Here is a 26,398-nt window from a genome sequence, read left to right as displayed (position 1 = left end):
TACTTACATAAAGTAACTATATAATTTTAGGAGGTTTCTATTATGATGCCATCATTATTTTTAGCACATGGTTCACCCATGCTTGCTATTCAAGATACAGATTATACACGTTTTTTAAAAACACTTGGAGAAACATATAAACCGAAAGCAATTGTTATTTTTACCGCTCACTGGGAAAGTGAAGTATTAACGATTTCCTCATCAGATGAAGAATATGAAACAATTTATGACTTTGGAGGATTCCCCCCTGAATTATATGAAATAAAATATCGAGCTAAAGGTTCTTCTCGCATTGCAACTATGCTGGAAACAAAATTTAAAGACAAAGGAATTCAAGTCAATAAAAATACGACAAGAGGTTTAGATCACGGCTCATGGACACTCCTGCACCGTATGTACCCAGAAGCAAATATTCCTGTCGTACAAATATCAGTAAATCCATTCCTTCCTGCAAAAGAACAATTTGAAATTGGAGAGGCACTAAAAGGACTTGGACAAGAAGATATTTTAGTAATCGGTAGCGGAGTTACTGTTCATAATTTACGAGCATTGAAATGGAATCAAACCACACCTGAAAAATGGGCAATTGAATTTGATGATTGGATTATTAACCATATGCAGACTAATGATAAAAATGCATTGTTTAATTGGGAGAAAAATGCGCCTCATGCACAATTAGCAGTACCAAGAGCAGAGCATTTTGTTCCTTTATTTATCGCTATGGGCAGTGGTGAAAGTGACGGAAAAGTCATTCACCGTAGTTACGAACTTGGTACATTAAGTTATCTTTGCCTTCAATTTTAAAGAAAAAGGATGAAGCAATCGTTGCTTCATCCTTTTTCTTTTTCATTCACTTAGTTAACTAACTTCCAAATACTGTTTCTCTGATATCTCTTCGTTCTTATTATGAAAATAAACCCAAATGCATGCAATAAATAATAGTGATGATGTAGAGAAGAAAACATATTGGAAGCCTGCATGAGCTGCAATTTGCCCCCCGAGCACTGGACCAATCATATTTCCTAAAAACTGAAAAGACTGATTATATCCAAATATTCGTCCCGTTATAGGGGTTGGCGTATGTTGTTTTAGTAGAGTTTGTACGGAAGGTAATAATCCTGCTTGTGCGATACCTAATAAAAATCGAAGAATTAATAGTTGCCAAGCTGAGGTTACAAATGCTTGTGGAATAAAAATAATTCCTGCAGCAAACAACGCTACAACTAACGTTTTTTGAGGACCGATATGATCGGATAATCTGCCAAGTCTTGGTGCTGCCAAAATAACTGCTAATCCTGTCGCAGACATGACTGCCCCTGCAATCATTTCGATATGAGATGTTCCTGTTCCTTCCAAATTCTTTACGTACAATGTAATAATAGGTTGAATTGACATATTCGCAAGTTGAATAATAAATGTTGTTACAAATAAACTAATAATTAAATTCTTAGCTGGGACCATCGTCCATACTTTTTTCGGCTGTGCTTTTTTTGCTTGAGCAGAGTGATTTTCTTCATGTAGGAAGAAAAAGACGATGAGAAAGGAAAGGAATAAAAAAGCTCCTGTAACAAGAAAGACATGACGCATTCCAATTAACTCAGACAAATAACCTCCAAGTAATGGCCCAAGTAATGAGCCGCTCACGCCACCAGTTGAAATTGTGGAAATTGCCCAACCTGAATGTTCTTGCGGAGTTTCTGCTGCAATAAATGTCATCGCGGTTGAAAGGAAACCAGATACTGCTCCCATCAAAAATCTAAGTGCGACTAGTTGATACACGTCCGTCACAAACCCCATAAGCGTCATAATTACCGCCATACCAAGGCTAGCACGTATAAGCATCAATTTCCGTCCATGTATATCACCAAGCTTGCCCCATATTGGTGATACGATCGCACCCATTAAAAATGTTACACCAAATGCAAGTCCCGACCACTGTGCAATACTCGAAGTGCCAGTCACTCCTAATTCCTCAATATAAAAAGATAAAAAAGGAATTACTAAACTCATACCGGCTGCAGTGGTAAAACAACCTAGCCAACAAATCATTAAATTTCGTTTCCAGCTGGCCATTTTCACACCTTCTTTCATTCGATACCCATTCTACACCGTTTTCTAGAAAAAGTTTAGTAATTTGCTTTATACATAATAAAACTCTATCCCTTTGCATTCTTAGCAAAGGGTTAGAGTTAATTATCTCCTATAGGTATTAAACGTGCATTGCAGCATCGCTCATAAAACTCAACCGGACCTGCTTGTCCTATAATTGCATACTCATATCCGTTTTTCTTCATGTTATATAAACAATGATTCAATAACGTCTTCCCAACACAGTTCACACGATTATGTTTCGCTGTACCCATCGGGCCAAACAACCCTTTTTTTCCTCTCACAACATCGTAACAAGCGAAACCAATGATTGCTCCTTCCTGCTCAGCAATAAAAATAGGTAACTCCTCTTTATATGTCCGAAATCCATAGTCTAAAGATTTTAACCAACGCTCACCAAATTCATCCTTAACAAAACGTGCTAACTTTTCAAAATCAGAAAAGATCGCTCTTCTAATATTACAGCTTAAATTATTATAAATAGGATTAAATCTTTTTAAAGCAACGGTTAAGTCTCTTGGCTCAGATGTAATTTGCAATACCTCTTTTTGCACGTTTTTACTTATAACCTTTTCAATAACTGTATCAACTTGAAACAGTGCATATAAAACATGCCCTTCATTTATTAATACTTGCTGAAAACGGTCCATCCGTTTCTTTGCTACTTTTAAAACTTCTATTGTCTTATTTGAAACTTTAAACTCCCCAACATTTATGTATTCTATTTCATTTGCATAATATTGTTGGAGCAACGATATTTTTGCTAAAAAATCCATACCCACCGTGTGAAATAAATACATATGTAACTCCGCGCAAACTCCAGTACCTTCCTTACAAGCTCCTATAAATAGATGAACTGGATGGATAATACCTTTACTACACTCAGCCTCTTCTGCTGCGATCTCCAATATTTTATATGCACGTTTTGTAAATTGGAATTCCACCATCTATATCCCTTCCCCTAATGACTTATTATCAAAGCATAACCATATATAATAGAAACAATTACTCCAACCATTAATATGCCTGGAAGTAAATTTGCCACTTTAATTTTAATAAATCCAAGTAAGTTTAATCCGATTGCGAATATCATAATACCGCCAGTAGCCGTCATTTCCACTATAAATTGATTCATTAATTCTTTTGGAACAAAACTATTAATTTGTGTTGCAAAAACTGCAATACCTCCCTCATATAAAATCACTGGAATCGCTGAAAATACTACGCCAATTCCTAGAGTTGTCGTTAATATAATAGAAATGAATCCATCGATAATCGCCTTTGTAAATAAAATATCATGATTTCCGCGAATCCCACTGTCCAATGCACCAAGTATCCCCATCGCACCAATTGCAAAAATAAGCGTGGCTGTTACAAAGCCTTCTGATATGCTCCCTTTCCCTTTCGATCCAACTTTATTTTCTAGCCAATCCCCTAACAGTTTTAACTTTTCTTCTAATTGTAGCCATTCCCCGATTACCGTACCAATAACTAAACTTAGTATGACAACAAGAAAATTTTCACTTTTTAATGCCATTTGAAGTCCAAGTACAGTAACCGCTAAACCGATTGCATGCATAATTGTTCCCTTCATACTTTCTGGAATCGCACTAAATAATTTACCAAGTAAAGTACCAAATATAATACAAATCCCATTTACAACTGCTCCTAATATAACCATTTACATTCTCCACCCTCTGAGTTCTTTATTACTACATTCTGGATTACACATTGATTTAAAGGTTATCTATATGTTAACTTAATATTGAGAATATTAACAAATGATTTCTATTACTAAAAACCCGCTTTTTTAACATCTATGAATCTGTCTATGCGTTATTTTCACTACATTCATTGTGGAAGTTCACGATTACGGTATACAGGGAACCTTTAGTCAGTGATAGATTTTTATCAGTTGAACAAAGCGGGATAAAACCAAAAGGGACGGTAGCTATGAAAACTTTATTAAAACGACTTATTTTAATAGCCTTTTTCATTACACCAATTGTTTTATTAATCAATTACACTTACATTTCAAAAGCAAAAAATAAACCAGATGTACAAAACACATCAAGCAAAGCAAATTCAACGACCGAAAAGAAAACCGAAGACCCTGAAATTACACTCACCTTCTCTGGTGATACAATGTTCGATTGGCAATTACGTCCCGTAATCGAAAAAAATGGGGCTGATTATCCATTCCAACATGTAAAAGAAGAAATAACAAAAGCTGATATTTCTTTTGTTAATTTAGAGTCAGCATTTACAACGAGAGAAAAAAAAGTACCTGGGCAACAATTTTGGATAAAAAGTGATCCATCCACACTACAAGCCATTAAAAACACCGGATATGACATCGTGAACATTGGGAATAATCATACGCTTGATTATGGGCAAGATGGACTACTAGACACCATTTCTCACGTCGAAAAATTAAAACTACCTTACACTGGAGCCGGAAAAAATGCTGAAGATGCTTATACCGCTCGTGAACTAACTGTAAAAGGAAAAAAGTTTAAATTTCTTTCCTTTGTACGCTTTATGCCTAACTTTAATTGGGTAGCTGGTGACAATAAACCCGGCGTTGCAAACGGATATGATCTAGATCTTGTAACAAAGACGATTCAAGAGCAAAAGAAAGATGCTGATTATGTAATCGTTTATATGCATTGGGGCGTTGAAAAATCAAATCGCCCAATAGAATACCAGAAACAATATGTTCCGAAAATGGTAGAAGCGGGTGCTGATGCAATCGTTGGAAGCCATCCACATTGGTTACAAGGGTTTGAGTATTATAATAAAGTTCCTATCGCTTACTCGTTAGGAAACTTTTTATTCCCAAGTTATGTGAATGGAAAAAGCGCCGAAACTGGCGTGTTAACTTTAACTTTCAAAGGAAATGATGTCCAAATGTCATTCAATCCTTACATCATTCGCAACAATCAAGTTTCCCCTGTAAATGAAGAAGAAAAGAAAAAAGCACTACAATATTTACAAACGGTTTCAACTGACGTAGAAATTGATGATACTGGGAAAATAATTAACAAACGCAACTAAACAGCGCGAGATTCATTTCTCTGTAACATACATTACGGAATAGGTGATGAATATGCTGAAAAACTTATTAGAAAATATAAGTCTGTTAGAAAACGTATATGAAATATCTATAGCGATCCTGCTTTTATGTTCAGTTTTTTCTGTTAGACTTCTAAGAAAAATAAAGCGAGAGAGGAAACTTACTCCCTTTGAATTTACAATGTACGTAATCATTCGTATTGCAATACTTTTTTGGTTAACTAGTTTTATCCTTCTTGAATATGGAGCATATTTCGTTTAACTTTCAAAGAATAAAAAAGATAGAACAAGCAGGATTCCCTTCCGCTTGTATCTATCTTTTTTATTTCAAGTAGAATTGTATGTTAACTCTTTTCTTTTATTAAATAAGTAAATCAAACAACACAGGATTTTTATTAAGCTCCACAAATTGAATGTTATTTTCTTGAAAACGAGTAATTAAAGCTTCATAGTCCTCCCTATGTTTTAATTCTACCCCCACTAAAGCTGGACCATTTTCTTTATTATGTTTCTTAATATACTCAAAACGAGTAATATCATCTTCCGGTCCTAATCCTTTATCAAGAAACTCTCGCAGTGCCCCTGAACGTTGCGGAAATTCAATGATGAAGTAATGCTTTAACCCTTCATAAATAAGAGATCGTTCTTTCATTTCTTGCATTCTATCAATATCATTATTTCCACCACTTAACGTACATACAACTGTTTTTCCCCTTATTTCATCTCTGTATAGATCAAGTGCCGCAATAGAAAGTGCACCAGCCGGCTCTGCTACAATCGCATTTTTCTTATACAATTCTAAAATCGTTGTACAAACCTTTCCCTCCGGTACTAAAACAATGTCATCAATTACATCTTTACATGTTTCAAATGTTAACTTTCCTACTTTCTTAACAGCTGCTCCATCAACAAAACTATCAATCTTTTCTAATGCAACATTTTCATTTTGAAGAAAAGCTTCTTTCATAGATGCAGCTCCCATCGGTTCTACACCGATTACCTTTGTAGTAGGACTAACCCCCTTTACATATGTACCAATACCAGATGCTAATCCACCACCGCCAATTGCTGTAAAGATATAATCAACTGGTTTCTCCATATCATGCATAATTTCAACAGCGACTGTTCCTTGACCAGCAACGACATACGGATCATCAAACGGATGTACAAATGTCATCCTATTTTCCACACAATAACGCTGCGCCTCTTGGAAAGAACTATCAAATGTATCACCAACTAATACAATCTCTGCGAAATCACCACCGAAAAATTCAACTTGTGATACTTTTTGCTTAGGTGTCGTTGTCGGCATGAAAACCCTTGACGGAATCTTCAATAAATTGCACGTATAAGCAACTCCTTGTGCATGATTACCAGCACTTGCACAAACAACACCATTTTGTAACTTTTCTTTCGGTAAACTTTGAATTAAATTATATGCACCACGAATTTTGAAAGAACGAATAACTTGTAAATCTTCTCGCTTAACATATACGTCACATTCATATTTCTCAGATAAAACTGAATCTCGTTGTAACGGTGTTTTAATAACGATATCTTTCATGCAATTATGAGCCATTAAGATATCTTCAATTTTCACTCTCTCCTTTACATTTTGCACCATTTCATATCATCCTTATCTCTTTTTATATTGGCTCAATCCAAATTCGGAATTTTCAGAACTGCACCTGTATTCGCCGATGTTACCATTTGTGCATAACGTCCAAGCCACCCAGTTTTCACTTTTGGTTCTGGTCGTTTCCATTCTTTTTTACGCTTCTCTAATTCCTCATCGCTAACTCTCACTTCTAATAAGCGTTCCTCAACATCGATACAAACTATATCTCCTTTTTCAAGAAGTGCAATCGTTCCTCCAGCAGCTGCTTCTGGTGAAATATGCCCTACTGAAATACCACGTGAAGCACCAGAGAAGCGACCATCAGTTAAAAGCGCAACATCTGCTCCTAATCCCATACCAGCAATTGCTGATGTTGGTGCTAACATTTCCGGCATACCAGGTCCGCCTCTTGGTCCCTCATATCGAATAACAACTACATCCCCTTTCTTAACCTTCCCAAGCATAATGCCGGCAAGCGCCTCATCTTGTGAATTAAAAATAACGCAAGGCCCTTCAAATCGTTTTACTTCGGTTGCTCCGCTTTTAATAACCGCGCCGTCTTTCGCAAGGTTTCCTTTTAATATACGTAATCCCCCTTCTTCACTATGAGGATTTTCGAGAGAATGAATCACTTCCTTATCTTGAATCTCTGCATGAGCGATATTTTCTCGTAACGTTTGCCCAGTAGCAGTTATACGATCAAGGTGAAGTACCCCTTCTTTTCGGCTCATCTCTTTCAAAATTGCACTAATCCCACCTGCTCGATCGATATCTTCCATATGCCAATTAGAAGCTGGACTTACTTTACATAAATGCGGTACACGCCTTGAAACTGCATCAATGCGGTTCATATCATAATCTAACCCTGCCTCTTGTGCGAGTGCTAACGTGTGTAATACTGTATTCGTTGATCCACCCATCGCCATATCAAGTGCAAACGCATCATCAATTGCTTCTTCTGTTACAATGTCGCGTGGTTTAATATCTCTTTCAATTAAAATTTTTAATTTTTCTGCTGCTTGTTTAATTAACTCCTCACGTCTTGGATCAATTGCTAAAATACTCCCGTTACCAGGAAGAGCTAAACCTAACACTTCGCATAAACAGTTCATAGAGTTCGCTGTAAACATACCGGAACAAGAACCACAAGATGGACAGCCATGATCTTCAATATCCTTTAATTCTTCTTCTGAAATTTTCCCGGATTGGTAGGCTCCTACCCCTTCAAAAACAGAACTTAAATCGACAACTTCCCCTTTGGATGTTTTCCCAGCTGCCATCGGTCCACCTGAAACAAAAACAGTTGGAATGTTTATTCGAAGTGCAGCCATCATCATACCTGGCGTAATTTTGTCGCAGTTTGGAATACAAATCATTCCATCAAACCAATGCGCATTTACAACTGTTTCTACTGAATCTGCAATGATCTCACGGCTCGGAAGTGAGTAACGCATACCGATGTGCCCCATCGCAATTCCATCATCTACTCCGATTGTATTGAATTCAAATGGAACCATGCCTGCTGCACGTACTGCTTCTTTAACAAGTTTCCCAAACTCATTTAAGTGCTTATGACCTGGAATAATTTCAATAAAAGAATTACAAATTGCTATGAACGGTTTATCAAAATCTTCATCTTTTAAACCAGTTGCTTTTAATAAACTACGATGCGGAGCTTTATCAAAACCTTTTTTAATCATGTCACTTCTCATCTTGTCAAATCCCTTCTTACACATTTTTTCTCTTACTTAATATATTTTTTAAAATAAAAACTCTCACCTCAGCAATCAACTACTACTTAATAGTAGCTTTGATTGCTGAGGCGAGAGTTTCGCGTTACCACTCAGCTTCCTTACACTTCTCACGAAATATAAGCTCTGTAGGTCCAACCAGACCCCCGTCCTTTTACCGGAGACGATGCCGCCGCCCTCTACTCAGTTTCCCTTTCGCAAGCGATGCTCCGAGGTGATATTCAATGATTCGATGGTTACTACTCTCACAGCCTTGGAGTAGCTCTCTGAAACGATCATAATCATCTACTTTCCTCTTCTTTGCATATACAAAATATAAAGTCAGAAAATTCTCAATTAACTTTTATTTATTAAACGTATTATAGGACTTTCTTCTTTTCATTGTCAATATATTTTCCGAAAATTTATTTTTCAATCTCAATTCATATACTAAAAAGTTATTTATTTTTTCTCAAAACAAAATTGGAATGAACTTCTTACACGTACTCATATATTACTTAAGTATGTTTGCTTTTCTACATAAAGAAAAACAACTTAAAACATATAAAAATTTCATGAGGAGATGAGGGAACTATGTTAAAAGGTAAAATAGCATTAGTTACTGGAGCAAGCCGAGGAATTGGACGTGCTATCGCAAAACGTTTAGCAAATGACGGTGCATTAGTTGCTGTTCATTATGGAAATCGAAAAGAAGATGCTGAAGAAACTGTTCATGAAATTCAATCAAATGGCGGATCAGCTTTTTCTATCGGTGCAAATCTTGAATCTTTACACGGTGTAGAAAACCTATATAATTCTTTAGATACTGAATTGCAAAAGCGAACTGGCGGAACGGAATTTGATATTTTAATAAACAACGCTGGAATTGGACCTGGTGCTTTTATTGAAGAAACGACTGAACAATTTTTTGATAGAATCGTTTCAGTAAATGCAAAAGCACCATTCTTCATCATCCAACAAGCTCTACCGCGTTTACGTGACAATAGCCGGATTGTTAATATCTCATCAGCCGCAACTCGCATTTCTTTACCTGATTTCGTTGCATATAGTATGACGAAAGGTGCAATTAACACAATGACTTTCACTCTAGCAAAACAACTTGGCGCACGAGGTATTACTGTAAATGCAATACTTCCAGGCTTCATTAAAACAGATATGAATGCGGAACTCTTGAGCGATCCAATGATGAAACAGTACGCTACTAACATTTCAGCTTTCAATCGATTAGGTGAAGTAGAAGACATTGCCGATACCGCTGCATTTCTCGCTTCTCCTGATAGCCGCTGGGTTACTGGACAATTGATCGATGTGAGCGGAGGATCTTGTTTATAAAAAACATATATTTTCAAATCTTTTTTATTGCGCAATAAAACAATTTATATAATACTGTATAAAACATATACATTTAGGAGGATTACAGCAATGTCCGAAAAAACATACGAACTCGCAACCTTCGCAGGTGGATGCTTTTGGTGCATGGTAAAGCCATTTGATGAACTTCCTGGTATTCAAAAAATCATTTCTGGTTACGCAGGAGGTCATATAGAAAATCCGACATACGAACAAGTAAAAGCTGGAACATCAGGACATTTAGAAGTCGTTCAAATTACATTCGATCCTTCTAGTTTCCCGTATCAAAAATTACTAGATTTATATTGGCCACAAATTGATCCGACTGATGACGGCGGACAATTCTTTGACCGTGGTCCGTCTTATCGCACTGCTATTTTTTATCATAACGAAACACAAAAAGAGCTTGCAGAGCAATCAAAACAAACTCTAGCGGAAAGCGGTATGTTTAAAGATCCTATCGTAACAGAAGTTCGTACAGCAGCACCTTTTTATGAAGCAGAGGAATACCATCAACATTTCTATAAAAAGAATCCAGAGAAATATGCTACCGAGCAAAAAGAATCTGGTCGTGAAGATTTTATTAAAGAAAATTGGCAAAAAAAATAATAAAAACGCATCGTGCTTTCTTTTAAAAGCACGATGCGTTTTTATCTTTGAGAAAAGTACCATACAATTAAAAGAACAATCGCTGTTAAAACTAATTACAAGGCAGTCGAATGCCGCGCCAACTGCCTACATCGCATTGGCCATATTCGTTATCACCCACTGCTACCACCGTGCCGTCTGATTTAAGACCGACTGTATGGGCACAACCCGCCGCTATCGCTACAATATCGCGCCAATCACTCACATCACATTGACCATGTTTATTATTACCCACAGCCGTCACCATGCCGTCTGATTTAAGACCGATTGTATGATTACTACCCACCGCAATCGCTACAATACCACGCCAGCCACTGACATCACATTGGCCATGTTTTTTATTACCCACAGCCATCACCATGCCGTCCGATTTAAGACCAACTGTATGAAGATAACCCGCCGCGATCGCCACAATATTCCTCCAGCCACTTACATTGCATTGGTCATACCGATTATTCCCCACAGTCGTCACAGTGCCGTCCAATTTAAGACCAATTGTATGCCAGTCACCCGCCGCGATCGCCACAATAGCATGCCAACCGCTTACATTACATTCACCTTCTTTATTTCGCCCCACCGCTACCACCGTGCCATCCGATTTAAGACCAATGGTACGCCGCCAGCCCGCTGCCACTGCTATAATATTATTCCAGTCGTTTACATCGCATTGGTCATGCTTATTCCAACCCACAGCTACCACAGTACTGTCAGTTGTAAGACCGATTGTATGAGCATTACCTGTGTTCGTCGCCATATGAACATTCCCCGCCGCCACCGCTATCGTATCTTTAGGCCATCGTTTCACCTTTAACACCTCATCTTTCGGTGAAATGTAATCCATGTTTTACCTCCTTCAAAATAAGCAACTGTATCGAAATAGATATTTTTATCAAACTTTATTTTTAATCTACATCTACAAAGGAAACCTATTACTACTTCTTCAAAAATAAAAACCTCCAGTTTAAGTACTAGAGGTCTTCTATGTTATTTCTTTAATCGCTCAATAAAATCCTGTAATTTATCAAGCGATTTCATGTTATGGTTACAAGCAACACCATCTTTGCAAATATAATTGCCCTTTTTAACAAACGTTCCTGGGATTTTTCCTTTTATTTCAACTAAAAACATCCCTACTTCTTCATGCCCATGACATAATGAACAAATACTTTTTTTATTTATGCTTTGGAACGTTCCTTGTAGACCAACGAACTTATTATTATTTTTTGCAATTATAAATTTCCTGCTTGTTCCTTTATCAATCCAGCTTAAATAAGACGTTTCTTTCATATTAATTTCTTCCATATCAGGAAGTTTTAATTTTTTCGCCTTAGGAAATAATTTTTTTAACGTTTGTGCTGTAACTTCCTGAAACGGTATTACATACGGATTTATTTTCAGTAAAAACGATTCTGCATCTTCTCTATTTTCAACTGTTAATACCGTATCAATTAACTCTTTCTGTTCATCCGTTAAATTCTCAAATACATGTATTATCTTTTCAATTGCAAGTGATTTTAACGCTTGAATTACTCCTCTATCATTTGCCGTCGCATGTCCATTTGCTAAAATATATGCTTGTGACTTTATAAAATTGTATTGATCACTTCTAATAAAAGCTTCCATCTTTATCACTCCATACAAATTGTTGAATTAATTTTATTGTATACAATGATTCAGTTTTTTGATATGTAAAAAATAATTTAGAAATGAATATTGCATAGACATGCCTCTAGGAATTGTTTTTTTATTACTATTTTAATCTTTTCATCTCCTGACAAAAAAATCCATCATCTGTTTTCCATTCCGCATATAATACATCCTCAAATTTAGTAATCCCTTTTTGCTTAATTTGCTTATAAAGCCACCCCTCATCAAAACCTGCTTCCCTCAAATTATCCTTAACTACTTTTCCGTCACTAATTAATGAAATGGGTAAGTATACTGGCTTATGTTTTAAACTTAAATCATTTATATTGGGAGTTTCATATTTACTTTTTTTCAGAACGCTTATGTTTCCGTTAGGTTCCAATATCATATATTCAACTTCTCGGATTGAAAAAATATCTTTTTGCTGTCTCAGCATTTGTTGTAATTGGTTAATATCCAAATGATTTGCACTTAATTGCTCTCTGTCAATATATCCATTACGAATGATAATAGAAGGATATCCTTCAAAAAACCTTCTTGTTCCTCTTATTTTTTGCGTTAACACTTCTATTGTGTAAATTAAGATCACCCAAACAAATACCGAATATAAAATAGACCATACTTTCACCTCAGGATCATATATTGAATTTCCAGCAAGCTCTCCAAGGACAATAGCAGAAATAAAATCAAAGGGAGTTAGTTGAGATATTTGTGTTTTCCCTAATATTTTAGTAGCAACCAATAGAGCAAAAAAACCAACTAAAAGCTCTATCGTTATTTGTCCGATATGATTCATATATGTTCACCTTTCTGTCATATGAAATATAACGTTTTTATTTCCCATTCACACCCCTATACGATACAATTACGATTCATTTTTGCTATTATCATGCCCATTCATACCCAATATATCCTATAAGTACAAAGTAAAAAGAGCCTGGTTCAAAATAACATTTGAACCAGACTCTTTTATTTTCATTTAGAATACACAATCTTTTTAATCGTTTCTCCGGAAAGAAAATATTCTTCTGCTAATTGATGAATTGCAATTCCACTTTTAAAAGCGTCTTTAATTGCTTTATTTCTTTCATCCAGTTGTTTTCTTCCGCCAGATCGTGTACCCCATTTATAATGTTTTGTTTCTTGTTTTGGAATGTAAATTGTTTCACCTTGTATATACTTTTGAATTTCAGCAATTAAACTTTCCGGTAAAACAGTCGTAGCTTTTACGTATTTCATTTCTGCTCGCCCCTTATTTTTTATGGTTCATTTCAATAAGGTGCAAAGCCAAATATAAAAAATGATACGAGCTCATTTTGGCGATTGATTGTATATTACTTGTCTACCTCACGCAAAGTATCGCCATTTCCATACTTGGCTTTGCATGAGACGCTGCAGTGTCTGGCAATTGAATTGTAATCGCCATATAAACACCTCCTAATATACCTTTTGCATTTTATTATATGATAAATTTCCTCTCCTTGCATCTTCATCCCTTTTCAAAGCACCAAGTTACTTAGTTTGATATAATACTTTTTAATCAAATCAAAAATAAATGTGAGGTTGTATTATGAAGAAAAAAATAATCATTACATTAGTTACACTACTTATTATTGTTATATCATTATTCGGCACGTACAAATTAATGAACGCAAGAAGCTTTCAATTATTTGGCGAGCTGACAAATCGCATTGAAACAAATGAAAAGATAGTTGCCTTAACTTTTGATGATGGCCCTACAAAAAATGTAGAACAAATACTACCACTGCTAGATAAGTACAATGCTAAAGCTACTTTCTTTGTTATCGGAAACGAATTAGAAAACAATTTACCAATAGGTAAAGCGATTGTTCAATCTGGACACCAACTTGGAAACCATACATATTCTCATAACAGAATGGTTTTTAAATCACCTTCTTTTATTAAAGAAGAAATAGAAAAAACAAATTCATTAATTCGCCAAACAGGATTTACCGACCAAATTGATTTTAGGCCACCCAACGGTAAGAAACTAATAGGACTATCATACTATTTAAACAAAAATAATATTGAAACTATCACATGGAATCTTGAGCCTGATACTTTTTATAAATCCGCGGCTGATAAAGTTGACTACGTCAATAAGAATATAAAACCTGGTTCTATCATTTTATTGCACTCTATGTACGATGAATCTAATGAAAATCTGCAAACCATTGAAGGTATTTTAGACTCTTTATCTAAAAAGGGGTATCAGTTCGTGACAGTAAATGAACTGCAAAAAAGAGCAAAATAAAAAGGTAGCGTATCATACCACGATACGCTACCTTTCTTTTCATATAATTCCAAGTACATTTAGGAATACGATAATAATCGCAATTGGTGCAATATAACGAAGTAAGAATAACCATAATACGAATAGTTTATAGCCTTTATTTTTACTTACACCAAGCTCTTTCATTAATACATCTTTCTTCATTTTCAACGGAACAAAGATGGAAACTAATAAAACACCAAGCGGCATTAGTATGTTACTAACCGCATAATCTGCTAAATCAAAAATTGTTTTCCCAAATGGTTTCACATCGCTTAACAAACCGAATGATAATGCTGATGGTACCCCAACAACGAAAATTAATAATCCTACGATTAAGGCCATTTTTTCACGTTTCCCTTTACCTTTTGCAGTTAAAGATGCAACGCTAATTTCTAACATCGAAATTGCTGATGTAACAGTAGCAAAGAAGAATAGTAATAAGAAAACGATGAAGAATAATTTTCCGAACGCCATTTTACTGAAAATAGCTGGCAATACGATAAATAATAGTCCTGGTCCTTGAGATGGTTCCATTCCAAATGCGAACACAACTGGGAAGATCGCAAGTCCTGCAAGTAATGTAATAACAAGTGTTAAAGCTACGATAGAAAATGCTGAACGCGGTAAACTTTCTTCTTTCGGTAAGTATGAGCTATACGTTACCATAACGGCTACACCGACAGATAGCGAGAAGAACGATTGCCCCATTGCATATAAAATGATTTCTGATGTTACGTTTGAGAAATCAGGTTGTAAGAAGAATCGAACTCCTTCTCCAGCACCGTCTAACGTAAGTGCACGAACAATTAATACGAAGAATAAAACGAATAGTGCTGGCATGAAATATTTATTTACTTTTTCAACACCATTTTGTACACCTTTACTTACGATAAAAATAGTAATAAGGATGAATAATAGCTGTGATCCAACTGCTAAATACGGATTGGAAATGATTTCACCAAACGTAGCTTCGTATGCTCCAGTTCCTTCCCATAGTCTACCTGTAATTGCATTCCATAAGTATAATAATATCCATCCCCCTACAACACTGTAGAAAGAAAGTAATATGAAACATGTTACAATCCCTAATTTACCTAACCACGGCCATAACGTTTTAGGAGCAATCTCTCTATACGCATCAACAGCCTCTTTTTGTGTACTTCTTCCGATAACGAATTCAGCTAATAATAGCGGTAAACCAATTAATAATGTGAAACCGATGAAAATAAGGAAGAACGCGCCGCCCCCTCCAATTCCGGCCATATACGGAAACTTCCAAATCGCTCCAAGACCAATCGCTGAACCTGCTGCAGCTAATACGAAACCTAATTTCGATGTCCATTGCTGTGAATTCATCTTTTTATCTCCTCTCTTTTTCTATTTCTTTTCACTATAATTCGCTCTATGTTCATATTGTTCTATTACTAGCCCGTTCTAATCCAACCACTTCCTCTCAAATAAAAAACGCCCCTACGCAAATACGTAGGGACGACAAAAAATATCGCGGTACCACCCTAGTTATGAAGATACAACAAAAGTAAGACCTAAATAAAAAACGCCCCTACGTAAATACGTAGGGACGATAAAATATCGCGGTACCACCCTAGTTATGAAGCCACAACAAAGTTAGGACCTAAATAAAAAACGTCCCTACGTAAAATACGTAGGGACGATATATATCGCGGTACCACCCTAGTTGTGAAAAAATCTTCACCACTTTATTTGATAACGGTATGAACTACCGTCTTTCATTTCCTCACAATGTGAAATTTATGAAAGATGCTCCAGGACGAACTTCATGAATAATCTATATACTGATTCACACCAACCATCAGCTCTCTGAAATAGGGAGATTTTCACTACTATACCCTTTCATTGCTCAAATATTATTTTCCGAATTGATTACTATCATTTTTATCATACATTAAAAATAGTGTCAACTTATATTTTGAATTTTTATGTATTACATTCTATTTTAAAATTCAAAATATGACTTTTAAATGAATAGTATTAGAACATTTATGGTTTATACTGTATTAACTTCTCTAACAGGTTTATAGTAGTATACGATAAATGCAAGGCAGCACGAGTAGGAGGAAAGAATTTTGTCTACTTCAAAAGTTTTAAAAGGTACTGCTTTATTAAGCGGTGCAACAATGATTTCACGAATTTTAGGTTTTATATACTTTTTCCCCTTTCAATTATTAGTTGGAACGCAAGGAGTCGCTTTATACGGATATGCATACTCTTGGTACGGTATTTTATTAAGCTTTTCAACAGCTGGTATTCCCATTGCCGTCTCAAAATTTGTTGCAAAACATAATGCGCTTGGTGATTATAGTACAAGTAAAAAATTGTATAACTCGAGCGTAAAATTGATGTTGTTTATGGGCTTTTTAGGATTTTTAACTTTATTTATTGGAGCACCGTACATATCACAATTTATTATTCGCTCGAAAACGCCAGATCCACAATTTATCGCCGACGTAACACTTACGATGCGAGCATTAAGTTTCGCGCTTATTATCGTACCAGCTATGAGTGTTACACGTGGTTATTTCCAAGGTTTTCAACATATGAAACCAAGTGCTGTTTCTCAAGTTGTAGAACAAATCGCACGCGTTGTTTTCATTTTAGTTGGTAGTTTTATCGTCTCAAAACTATTAGGAGGTTCAGTAGCTTCTTCTGTTGCAGTTGCTACGTTTGGTGCTGTTATCGGGGCACTTGCAAGCATCTCTATTTTAATGATGTACTGGAAAAAATATAATGGATTAAAACCTCCTGAAGGTGAGCTAAAAACAAGATCATCAAACATTCCGTTAAGAAGTATTTATATGGAATTACTGCGTTATGCAATTCCGATTGTATTTGTAGGCATTGCAATCCCTCTCTATACGTTAGTAGATCAATATACCGTTGCTGATGTCCTTAGAGCAATGGGTGAGCCTTTAGAAACCGCGAATGCCGTTTTCGCTTATATAACGAACTATGCACAAAAGTTAATTATGATTCCGGCTTCACTTGCAACTGGATTCTCATTAACGATAATTCCAGCTATTACGAAATCTTATACAAGCGGGAAGCTAGATGAATTACAAGGACAAATTTCAAAGATATTTCAAGTATTGCTATTCTTCACCATCCCAGCAGCATTCGGTTTAGCTAGTATCGCTTACGATGCATTCCGCATGGTTTATGTAAATCCTGAAATTGCACTTGATGGATCACAATATTTAATTTCATTTGCACCGTCTGCTATATTAAGTGCGATTTTCACCGTTTCAGCAGCTATATTACAAGGAATTGATTATCAAAGAAAAACAATGATTGCATTCTCAGTCGGTATTCTCGTTAAAATTCTGTTGAACACACCACTTTTACACTTATTCGGTGGACATGGCGCTGTGCTTGGAACAATTCTTGGATACCTCGTTTCAAACATTATTATGTTGTACTGCATCGTTAAATTTGCGAAATTTAACATTGGCGAAACAGCAAAAACAGTATTTCTTATTACGGTTTACTCCGCGGCAATGTCTGCTGTTGTAATCGCATTAAGAGCATTTATAAGCTGGATTATTCCTGGCCAATCTTATATAGAATCACTGGTTATTGTGTTTATATGCGCATCAGCAGGAGGACTTGTTTATCTTTTATTCGTATTAACGAGTGGACTTGCTTCGCATATTCTCGGTAATCGTATTCAACGTTTGCCTGTATTAGGAAAGTTAGTAAAATAAAAAAACAAGAGATGTAACTCGTTGTTACATCTCTTGTTTTTTCACTTCGCATATTGAATACGCTTTTGTTGTTCAGCAATATTTAACTCCGGAGCATATTGTTCTACTAAATGTAATACCTCTTCGATTAACACTTCTAACTCCTGTACACTATACTCCGGTTTCCCTATTAACGTATTCGCCATACGCTCATATAAATTTTCAGGCTTAATACTCATTCGTTCCACATTATATGGCATCCATTTAAATGCAGGATGATGCACGTACATTCGGTTCAAACCGAATAAAACACCGAATAAATCCCTTTGCACTTCACAAATGACATCATATAGCATAAGCCAATCTTTCCGTTTTAAAAGCGCCGCTCGATTATGCCAACGATTACTAAACCAAAGATTTTCTGAGATCATCCTTTTCGCCAGTTCTTCTGGATATGCTTCAACCCTATCTTTTAGAGCATGTACTTTCACTTCTCCATACAAACTCATACCATCATGAACCGATGATACAATACATTGTTTCTCATAATTTATATCATACTGCTCTACAACTTCTGAAATAACCTTTTCTACTGTCACTGTTAAAAAATTACTAATTTCTAGTTTAATTCCTTCTTTCGTCAAATACGTTTCCGACCATTCTTCTTCCTCGTATGGATGATATGACAAAATTGTTCCACCAATATTGTTAATCGGACCTAGACGATCTTCATCCTCTGGTGGTGCTGACCATAAAATATGTAATTCAATATCTGAATGTTCATCTTCTAACTTTCTTGCTACAGATCCTGCTAAAATAATAGCTTCGACTTTCGGGTTTTGCCTATAAATCTCCGACATTTTTATCGCTTTCTCTTTTAATCCCATTTCATTTCCCCCTATAACTATACCCTTCTCCTTTATTTACATTTATTTATTTCGATATTGCATCTTGTATTCCCTTGACCACTTTCACTTTTTTGAAATTCACTTAATCAAATTTCTACCCAATAACGCTGAACAATTTCGCCAGAATTAGAAGAAACTACTTCATTTTCTAACACACCGCCAACCTTTTGGATTGTTTTAGCCGAACCAATATTTGCTTTATCACAAGTTATTAAAACTTTCTTCAATCCTAATTTTTGCGCCTCAGCCAATGAAAGTTGCAGTTGCTTCGTAGCGTAACTTTGGCGACGCTTATTCGGATGGACACTATAACCAATATGACCACTTTCCAGCAATAATTCTGGATTTAACCGATGTCGAATATTCACAAAACCTATTAATTTTCCTTTCTCCAAACTTAAAAACTGACTAGACGGCACTCGATTAAATGGTAAGTTTTCGCCTGCTTCTTGTATACTCACTTTTTCAAACCATTCATCAAGAGAATCAAAATTTTGTATAGAACAACTACCGTGCGGTTGTTCTCCTGAATTTAAAAATGCCTGCCGATACTCCATAATTTGTTCGCTATATTCATATGTTGGTTTCAATAGTTTCATTGTCATTCTCTCCACTCACCCATTCTCTATTTTTCTAAAAGAAACACCTTAATAGCGGATTTTCATCCTACTATTAAGGTGCTTCTATCACTTTTATTCAAATAGCCCCATACTTAAATAACGTTCCCCTGTATCAGGTGCAATACATAAAACCTTTTTACCAGCACCTAGACGCTTCGCTATCATAATTGCTGCGTAAACAGAAGCTCCTGAAGATGGCCCTACTAATAAGCCTTCTTGTTTTGCTAAGTTTCTCATTGTAGTTAACGCTTCTTCATCCGCAATTTGAATAATTTCGTTATACACTTCTGTATTTAAGTTTTTTGGAATAAAACCAGGACTTGTTCCTACTAGTTTATGAGGGCCTGGAACACCACCAGATAACACTGGTGATCCTTTCGGTTCTACTACTGCAATATATAAGTTTGGTAGTCTCTCTTTTAACGTTTCACCTGTCCCTGTAATTGTTCCACCTGTTCCTGCGGTTGCTACAAATGCATCAAGCTCTCCATCCATTTGCTCATAAATTTCAAGCGCAGTCGTATAACGATGAACATTCGGATTTGCTGGGTTTTCAAATTGCTGCGGAATAAAACTATTTGGAATTTCTTTTTGTAATTCTATCGCCTTCGCAATTGCTCCTGGCATTCTTTGTTCCGCTGGTGTTAAAACTACTTCTGCTCCGTATGCTTTCAATAAATTAATGCGCTCTTTGGACATATTGTCTGGCATAATTAAAATAGCTTTATATCCTTTAGCAGCTGCATTCATCGCTAAACCAATTCCTGTATTTCCGCTCGTCGGTTCAATAATTGTATCACCCGGCTTAATGAGACCGTGTTCCTCAGCAATATGAATTAAATTATAAGCAGCACGATCTTTCACACTGCGAGATGGATTAAACATTTCCAGTTTTACATACACATCAGCTGCGTCTTCTGGAATAAATTTAGATAATCGAACGACAGGTGTATCTCCTATTAATTCTGTAACGTTTTCACATACTTTCATAGCACATCCCCTATTCTATCGTTTTCTTGTCATTTGGCAGTAACCATGAAGTCAGTCCAATTAATGGTAAACAACTACATAATAGCATAATAAACTGAAGACTATACATATCAGCCAATTTCCCAAGGACTACAGCACCTAATGCTCCAAGTCCAAACGCAAGGCCGACAATTAAACCAGACACCATTCCAACTTTCCCTGGAACAAGTTCTTGTGCATATACAACGATTACACTAAAACTACTAGAGCTAATAAATCCAATGCATAAAAATAACGGTACAACCCACATAAGAGAAACGTGAGGTAACAATAGTGCTAGCGGCGCTGAACCGAGCATTGAAAATACAATTATCTTTTTCTTACCGAATTTATCTGCTAACGGACCACCAAAGAAAGTACCTAATACACCAGCAATCATAAAAGCGAAGACGAAATACTGTGCGTTTTTTATAGATAAGCCGTAATGCTCTATTAAATAAAATTGATAGAAATTCCCGATACCAGCACCGTACCAAGAACGTACGAATGTTAGAAAAACAAGAAGTATAATAACAAATTTAATGTGCGTACTTACAATCGCATTTTCAGCCTCAAGTGCAGCCCTCTTTTTCCTTCTTACAGCACCAGTCGCTAATTCATTTTTATACCAATTTGAAACAAAAAATAACAATACAATCCCTATCGCTGCGAAAGCAGTAAAACCTAGAGAACCAATTTGACCTAGCGGAACGAAAATGAGCGCTGTAAAAATTGGTGCTAGCGAATTCCCTGTATTTCCTCCCACTTGATAAATCGCTTGTGCTAAACCACGTTTGGCACCTGCCGCCATATAAGCAACTCGGGCACCTTCTGGATGAAAGACTGCGGAACCTAATCCAATAAATAAAACAGAAATAATAACAATAATAAAATTCGGGGCAAACGCGAGCCCAATCATCCCAAGCATGCTCGAAAACATACCAAGTGGTAATAAAAATGGTGACGGCTTCTTATCTGAATACATACCAAAAACCGGTTGCATAATCGATGACGTCATATTTAACGCGAACGCTATCCACCCTACTTGCATGTAGGATAAATTCATCGTTTTTTCCAAAATAGGAAACAATGCTGGCACAACTGCTTGCATCGAATCGTTCAAAAAATGTCCGAAACTAATCGCAAATAATATTCGATATATCGTCGGTGTTTCCACTGCACTTTTTTTTGAAACCGCCTGCATATACGAATCTCTCCTTCCTGTACAAAATATATTTTTATTACAGTAAGTGTAATAAATTCTGAGTTTTGAAACATTTCTATTCTATACTGGTTTCGTTTCTATTTCCAGAAATTCAACTTCTAAAAAAAATATATTTTTTCTATATGCTTTGTCGGATTTATTTATATGAACTCTTTGTATTTTCTTTTATACTGGGACAGGACGAAAGGAAGGCTTGCAACTATGAAGAAAAAGACGATCCTAAAACATATTAGGATCGTCTTTTTTTATTAAATAGAAAAACGCTTATACTTCTCATAATCACTCGTCTTACATTCTAGTGCCATTTTCGTACCTTCATTTTCATAACTCGTAGATAAAACGTGTGCATGATTGTTGAAATACGAAACTACCTGCCCTTGATCATATGGAATTAACATTTCACACTTCGTATACTCTTTATAAATGTGTGAGCGAACCATTTCTACAAGCTCTTCAATTCCAACATGTTTCTTCGCAGATAGATAAACGCGATCTTCTTGCACTTTCGGAATTTCAACATCTACCATATCTGATTTGTTATATGCATAAATCGTTGGGATATTTTCCACGCCAATTTTCTTTAACGTTTCATTTGTAATATCAATTAATTGCTCATAATTGGGATTTGAGTAATCTACGACGTGAATGAGTAAATCTGCTTCCGCCACTTCCTCTAGCGTTGAACGGAATGCTTTCACAAGATGATGCGGTAATTTACTTACAAATCCAACTGTATCCGTTAATAAAAATGATTTATTATCTGGTAAATCAATATTTCGTACAGATGTCTCTAACGTAGCAAATAACATATCTTTTTCAAATACTTGTTTTTCTACAGTACCATTAAAAATTTCAAGCATTGTATTCATTATTGTTGATTTACCTGCATTCGTATATCCTACTAATGACACAACTGGAATTTCATTTTTCTTTCGTTGTTTACGCTGCGTTTGACGCTGTGCAACAAGTGCCTCTAATTCTTTATTTAGAGCTGCAATTTGTTCTTCAATTTTACGACGATCTAATTCCAACTTCTTCTCACCGACACCTTTATTTTTCGTGCCAACTCCCCCGCTCTGTCTTCCTAAAGATTCACGAAGACCGATTAAACGAGGCATCATGTACTGAAGATGTGCCACTTCTACTTGCAACTGCGCTTCTTTCGTTTTCGCACGTTGCGCAAAAATATCCAAAATTAAAATAGTACGATCAATTACTTTACAATCTAAATCCTCTTCTAAATTTCGAATTTGTGAAGGAGATAATTCATCATTAAAGATGACCATATTTGCATCTGTTTCTTTCACATACGCTGCTACTTCTTCAATCTTCCCTTTTCCAATATAATGCGACGGATTTACTCGCTGTAAATTTTGCGTCACTTGACCGATTACTTCCACATCACAAGCTTCCGTAAGATTTGCTAACTCTTCCATCGAATATGCAAAATCAGCTTCATTACCTAAATTTACTCCAACTAATATTGCTCTTTGTAATAATTCTTCCATATATTTATTCCTCCATTTCGATTACGCAAAATAAAAAACACAGGTCACTGCCTGTGTTTTCGTAAACGGATAAGGGTTCACCAAAGAAATAGAAGAAAGCAGTGCTTTCGTCCTATAACATGGTCAAAAAGTCCCAAGATAGTATACGTATCCAACAAGTGTTCGCCTATACTATCCCGTTCTATTTATAAAGGCAAAACAAAAAGAGGGCGTATTCGTCCCTCCCTCTTTTTCACATATAAGCTTAATAAAAAGGGTTCCTTTAAAATAGGCAGACCAATCCCGTTCACTCTGTACACAGACAGAGTCTTTGAGCGCTATTCAATTATCGGCACAAAGTATTGAGACGTAATCTGATTAAGATCAAAGGAAGCCCCTCCGTTCATTTTAAGTTACATAAAGTGTAGCATAAGTAATTCGCTTTCACAAGATTAAACCACCTATAGAAACAGAAAGAAAATCTTTGTATTTTTACTTTAATCGTCATTTTTCGCGAGTTCTTCTCACAATGAAAATAACAACAACAACAATTATTAATAACACACCTATAGAAATGATAGTCATTTGCCACCAACTTAAACCGCTCACCATTTCATCTTTCAAATCGACTTTCTTCGTCGGAATAGCTTCCTTCGCAATATGACTTAAAGTATTTCTCTCCATCTCTGCCTCATCTAATCTCTTCGTTCCACTGCAGATAGATGTCTCTAACTTTTTCTCTCCTCTATAAGAAGAAAAGACTAGATACTCTCCTCCCTCTGCAAAACGAAATGCACAGCTACTAAAACTTGTATATATAATAACTTGCGAAGAGCTTGTCCCTTTCCAAATTTTCTTCACTTCAAATAATGTTTTCATTTCTCCATCTTTCTCTTGAACTTCTAATACCTTACCTTCAAACACTACATCATTTTTTTGTAACCTCTCTTCTGGTGATGCTTTAGTACAATCACAAGCATAAGACTTCTCTGGTAAAATAAAATAAGTAAAGCTACAAATTAAAACAAGAGACAATACATATACGATTCTTTTCAAGAATCTCAAACTCCTTCATTATCAATTTTAGAAGCTTTTCGTATATTATTTTTACGTCATTCGCCAAATTCCTCCATAGTGAATTAAACATTATCGTTTCAATACAGTAAAAATTCTTATCGACATTTTCATAATCTAATATTAGTATCAGATTACAAAAAATACAGGAGATGTTCTTATGAATTCTCAATCTCTCATTACTGCAATTGGTACTTATGTTCCAGATCAAATATTGTCTAATAACGATTTAGAAAGGAAGGGAAGGGAAATTAAATAATGGAGATACACTTTTACTGTACGGATTTGGCGATGGATTTTCGCATTTAGGGCTTATTGTAGAGCGGGATTTAAACTAAAATTTCCTTTTATACAACTAACATTACGGTAAATGAAATCATATTAATGTTTTTTCGAATATATCTATCACAACTCATAATATATCAACGATTCCAGTTAGACTATTAGTTAATCACAAAGAAGCGGCATTCAAAGATTGATTATCTCCCTTTGAACGCCGCTTCTTTTATCTAAATTTTATTTACCTGTCCGGGACCATATCACAACAGGGATTAGCAATAATGCTAACACTCCTCCCGCTAATGATAATGCGGCATAACTGGAATTAGCTACTACCATTCCTGACATCGCTCCACCTGAAGCTCCGGCTAACGCAATAAAAACATCTATTTTCCCTTGTGTTTTAGCACGTGTAGAAGGAGTTGTGGAATCAACGATTTGTGCTGTTCCACTTATTAAACCGAGGTTCCATCCTAATCCAAGTAAAGAAAGAGCAACAATTAATAATAGTAAAGAATCACTTGGTGCTATCGCAGCTATTACACCCGCTGCAAGTAAAATCACCCCACCAGCTATACTCATCGTAGTTCGGCCAATTTTATCAATTAACATTCCCGTAACGAGAGATGGAAGATACATTGCACCTACATGAAAACCGATCACAAGGCCTACTGCACTTAAACCATGACCGTGGTGTCCCATATGAACTGGCGTCATCGTCATAATCGCAACCATCACTATTTGAGTAAGTATCATAACGATTGCTCCAACAATAACACCACGCTTATTTTCTATCATTTCTTCTGTTACTGGTTGCCCTTTATATGTATGTTCCTGTTTATATCTTTCTATTATGTTAGCAATAATTAACGGATCTGGACGAAGCATAATAAAAAGGACAAGACCCGCAAGTATAAATGCCGCTGCTGATAATATGAACGGACCAGCAAGGTTAGGAATTCCAATTGAATCGGCAAAATCTCCCATTACGCCTACTAAATTCGGACCAGCTACCGCACCAAAAGTCGTCATAACCATCGTAATACTAATAGCAGTTGCTCGCTGCTTCTTATCTGCTAAATCGGTACCAGCATAACGAGCTTGTAGATTCGTCGCTGTACCTGCACCGTATATGAGTAAAGAAACTAGTAATAGAATAATACTATTTGTTAACGCAGCCAATACAACTCCAATAGCCCCTAGTCCCCCTACTATAAACCCTGTTGCAAGTCCTATTCGGCGACCATATTTTTGCGATAACTTCCCTACAAAGAAAGCCGCTACCGCAGATCCCATTGTAAACATAGCAGCCGGTAATCCTGCATATGCATCTGTCCCAAGCATTTGCTGTGCAAGAAGTGCACCTACTGTAATTCCAGCAGCTAACCCCGCCCCGCCAAACATTTGTGAAATACTTACGATTATTAACGTTCGTTTATATAATTTTTGTTGCTCTTCTTCTGTATACATATGGTTATTTATTGAAGTATCTGCTGTATCTATCATTTCCTCACCCTCCCTATGAAACTAATATCTCTTGTTAATGTACTATAAAACAACAAAATCCCAAAATTTAAAGCGCTT

General features: G+C 36.0%; 25 protein-coding genes and 2 other annotated features. Of the genes, 8 read left to right on the top strand and 17 right to left on the bottom strand.

Annotation, left to right across the window (positions count from 1 at the left end; all coding sequences use genetic code 11):
* Window positions 1-42: 42 nt before the first annotated feature.
* Complete coding sequence (locus tag BWGOE10_RS08685; RefSeq protein ID WP_070141723.1) at window positions 43-804, top strand: DODA-type extradiol aromatic ring-opening family dioxygenase; 762 nt, start codon at window positions 43-45, stop codon at window positions 802-804.
* A 54-nt stretch (window positions 805-858) separates the two neighbouring features.
* On the opposite strand, the gene BWGOE10_RS08680 is transcribed toward BWGOE10_RS08685, so the two are convergent.
* The 3 genes from BWGOE10_RS08680 to BWGOE10_RS08670 form a co-directional block, all read right to left on the bottom strand.
* Window positions 859-2,073 (bottom strand): multidrug efflux MFS transporter, encoded by a 1,215-nt coding sequence (locus BWGOE10_RS08680; RefSeq protein WP_070141722.1) that lies wholly within the window; start codon window positions 2,071-2,073, stop codon window positions 859-861.
* 116 nt (window positions 2,074-2,189) lie between these two features.
* Window positions 2,190-3,056, bottom strand: a complete 867-nt coding sequence (locus BWGOE10_RS08675) for a GNAT family N-acetyltransferase (RefSeq protein WP_070141721.1) — start codon at window positions 3,054-3,056, stop codon at window positions 2,190-2,192.
* A 14-nt stretch (window positions 3,057-3,070) separates the two neighbouring features.
* Window positions 3,071-3,790 (bottom strand): DUF554 domain-containing protein, encoded by a 720-nt coding sequence (locus tag BWGOE10_RS08670; RefSeq protein WP_070141720.1) that lies wholly within the window; start codon window positions 3,788-3,790, stop codon window positions 3,071-3,073.
* Between the two features lie 272 nt (window positions 3,791-4,062).
* On the opposite strand from BWGOE10_RS08670, the gene BWGOE10_RS08665 reads away from it, so the two are divergent.
* Together BWGOE10_RS08665 and BWGOE10_RS08660 are read left to right on the top strand one after the other, a co-directional pair.
* Window positions 4,063-5,166: a CapA family protein gene (locus BWGOE10_RS08665; RefSeq protein WP_070141719.1), complete on the top strand. Its 1,104-nt coding sequence runs from the start codon at window positions 4,063-4,065 to the stop codon at window positions 5,164-5,166.
* Window positions 5,167-5,218: 52 nt separating this feature from the next.
* Window positions 5,219-5,446 carry a hypothetical protein gene (locus BWGOE10_RS08660; protein WP_070141718.1) on the top strand — a complete coding sequence of 76 codons (228 nt, stop codon included), beginning with the start codon at window positions 5,219-5,221 and terminating at the stop codon, window positions 5,444-5,446.
* 99 nt (window positions 5,447-5,545) lie between these two features.
* On the opposite strand, the gene ilvA is transcribed toward BWGOE10_RS08660, so the two are convergent.
* Together ilvA and ilvD are read right to left on the bottom strand one after the other, a co-directional pair.
* Window positions 5,546-6,808: a threonine ammonia-lyase IlvA gene (ilvA, locus tag BWGOE10_RS08655; RefSeq protein ID WP_070141717.1), complete on the bottom strand. Its 1,263-nt coding sequence runs from the start codon at window positions 6,806-6,808 to the stop codon at window positions 5,546-5,548.
* 32 nt (window positions 6,809-6,840) lie between these two features.
* A complete protein-coding gene (ilvD, locus tag BWGOE10_RS08650; RefSeq protein WP_070141716.1) occupies window positions 6,841-8,514 on the bottom strand; it encodes a dihydroxy-acid dehydratase in 1,674 nt (557 codons plus the stop codon).
* Window positions 8,515-8,617: 103 nt separating this feature from the next.
* Window positions 8,618-8,863 (bottom strand) — a binding site (T-box leader).
* Window positions 8,864-9,126: 263 nt separating this feature from the next.
* Between ilvD and BWGOE10_RS08645 the strand changes: the two genes are divergently transcribed.
* Together BWGOE10_RS08645 and msrA are read left to right on the top strand one after the other, a co-directional pair.
* Window positions 9,127-9,885 carry an SDR family oxidoreductase gene (locus BWGOE10_RS08645; RefSeq protein ID WP_002141274.1) on the top strand — a complete coding sequence of 253 codons (759 nt, stop codon included), beginning with the start codon at window positions 9,127-9,129 and terminating at the stop codon, window positions 9,883-9,885.
* A gap of 90 nt (window positions 9,886-9,975) precedes the next feature.
* Window positions 9,976-10,512, top strand: coding sequence for a peptide-methionine (S)-S-oxide reductase MsrA (gene msrA / locus BWGOE10_RS08640; protein WP_070141715.1), 537 nt, complete (start codon window positions 9,976-9,978; stop codon window positions 10,510-10,512).
* 91 nt (window positions 10,513-10,603) lie between these two features.
* Here msrA and BWGOE10_RS08635 read toward each other — a convergent pair whose 3' ends face one another.
* From BWGOE10_RS08635 to BWGOE10_RS08620, 4 genes are all read right to left on the bottom strand, one after another.
* Window positions 10,604-11,392 (bottom strand): RCC1 domain-containing protein, encoded by a 789-nt coding sequence (locus BWGOE10_RS08635; protein WP_070141714.1) that lies wholly within the window; start codon window positions 11,390-11,392, stop codon window positions 10,604-10,606.
* A 143-nt stretch (window positions 11,393-11,535) separates the two neighbouring features.
* Window positions 11,536-12,174, bottom strand: a complete 639-nt coding sequence (locus BWGOE10_RS08630; protein WP_002200929.1) for a FusB/FusC family EF-G-binding protein — start codon at window positions 12,172-12,174, stop codon at window positions 11,536-11,538.
* 127 nt (window positions 12,175-12,301) lie between these two features.
* Window positions 12,302-12,994, bottom strand: a complete 693-nt coding sequence (locus tag BWGOE10_RS08625; RefSeq protein ID WP_070141713.1) for a DUF421 domain-containing protein — start codon at window positions 12,992-12,994, stop codon at window positions 12,302-12,304.
* A 179-nt stretch (window positions 12,995-13,173) separates the two neighbouring features.
* Entirely contained in the window at window positions 13,174-13,437 is a 264-nt protein-coding gene (locus tag BWGOE10_RS08620) for a CD3324 family protein (protein WP_070141712.1), read from the bottom strand.
* A gap of 331 nt (window positions 13,438-13,768) precedes the next feature.
* Here BWGOE10_RS08620 and BWGOE10_RS08615 point away from each other — a divergent pair, with 331 nt between their 5' ends.
* Window positions 13,769-14,473, top strand: coding sequence for a polysaccharide deacetylase family protein (locus BWGOE10_RS08615; protein WP_070141711.1), 705 nt, complete (start codon window positions 13,769-13,771; stop codon window positions 14,471-14,473).
* Between the two features lie 39 nt (window positions 14,474-14,512).
* Here BWGOE10_RS08615 and BWGOE10_RS08610 read toward each other — a convergent pair whose 3' ends face one another.
* The gene (locus tag BWGOE10_RS08610) at window positions 14,513-15,850 is read right to left on the bottom strand and encodes a sodium-dependent transporter (RefSeq protein ID WP_070141710.1); all 1,338 of its coding nucleotides are present in this window, start codon (window positions 15,848-15,850) and stop codon (window positions 14,513-14,515) included.
* A 306-nt stretch (window positions 15,851-16,156) separates the two neighbouring features.
* Window positions 16,157-16,379: a binding site (T-box leader), on the bottom strand.
* Window positions 16,380-16,599: 220 nt separating this feature from the next.
* Here BWGOE10_RS08610 and BWGOE10_RS08605 point away from each other — a divergent pair.
* Complete coding sequence (locus tag BWGOE10_RS08605) at window positions 16,600-18,234, top strand: polysaccharide biosynthesis protein (RefSeq protein WP_070141709.1); 1,635 nt, start codon at window positions 16,600-16,602, stop codon at window positions 18,232-18,234.
* A 41-nt stretch (window positions 18,235-18,275) separates the two neighbouring features.
* Here the strand turns inward: BWGOE10_RS08605 and BWGOE10_RS08600 are convergent, their stop codons facing one another.
* The 6 genes from BWGOE10_RS08600 to BWGOE10_RS08575 form a co-directional block, all read right to left on the bottom strand.
* Window positions 18,276-19,100, bottom strand: a complete 825-nt coding sequence (locus BWGOE10_RS08600; RefSeq protein WP_070141708.1) for a DUF4037 domain-containing protein — start codon at window positions 19,098-19,100, stop codon at window positions 18,276-18,278.
* 107 nt (window positions 19,101-19,207) lie between these two features.
* Window positions 19,208-19,720, bottom strand: coding sequence for a GNAT family N-acetyltransferase (locus BWGOE10_RS08595; RefSeq protein ID WP_070141707.1), 513 nt, complete (start codon window positions 19,718-19,720; stop codon window positions 19,208-19,210).
* Window positions 19,721-19,813: 93 nt separating this feature from the next.
* Window positions 19,814-20,731: a cysteine synthase A gene (gene cysK / locus BWGOE10_RS08590; protein WP_070141706.1), complete on the bottom strand. Its 918-nt coding sequence runs from the start codon at window positions 20,729-20,731 to the stop codon at window positions 19,814-19,816.
* Between the two features lie 10 nt (window positions 20,732-20,741).
* Window positions 20,742-21,953 (bottom strand): MFS transporter, encoded by a 1,212-nt coding sequence (locus BWGOE10_RS08585; RefSeq protein WP_070141705.1) that lies wholly within the window; start codon window positions 21,951-21,953, stop codon window positions 20,742-20,744.
* 269 nt (window positions 21,954-22,222) lie between these two features.
* Window positions 22,223-23,482, bottom strand: coding sequence for a GTPase HflX (gene hflX, locus BWGOE10_RS08580; protein WP_070141704.1), 1,260 nt, complete (start codon window positions 23,480-23,482; stop codon window positions 22,223-22,225).
* A 483-nt stretch (window positions 23,483-23,965) separates the two neighbouring features.
* Window positions 23,966-24,517, bottom strand: a complete 552-nt coding sequence (locus BWGOE10_RS08575; protein WP_070141703.1) for a cobalamin biosynthesis protein CbiN — start codon at window positions 24,515-24,517, stop codon at window positions 23,966-23,968.
* A gap of 178 nt (window positions 24,518-24,695) precedes the next feature.
* Here BWGOE10_RS08575 and BWGOE10_RS08570 point away from each other — a divergent pair, with 178 nt between their 5' ends.
* Complete coding sequence (locus BWGOE10_RS08570) at window positions 24,696-24,794, top strand: 3-oxoacyl-ACP synthase (RefSeq protein WP_070141702.1); 99 nt, start codon at window positions 24,696-24,698, stop codon at window positions 24,792-24,794.
* 257 nt (window positions 24,795-25,051) lie between these two features.
* Here the strand turns inward: BWGOE10_RS08570 and BWGOE10_RS08565 are convergent, their stop codons facing one another.
* Window positions 25,052-26,320, bottom strand: a complete 1,269-nt coding sequence (locus BWGOE10_RS08565; protein WP_070141701.1) for an MFS transporter — start codon at window positions 26,318-26,320, stop codon at window positions 25,052-25,054.
* Window positions 26,321-26,398 lie beyond the last annotated feature (78 nt).

The sequence above is a fragment of the Bacillus mycoides genome (assembly GCF_001757995.1).
GTDB lineage: Bacteria > Bacillota > Bacilli > Bacillales > Bacillaceae_G > Bacillus_A > Bacillus_A mycoides_B.
The sequence above is the reverse complement of the archived record's forward strand: the minus strand, read 5'-3'. Positions and strand labels throughout refer to the sequence as shown.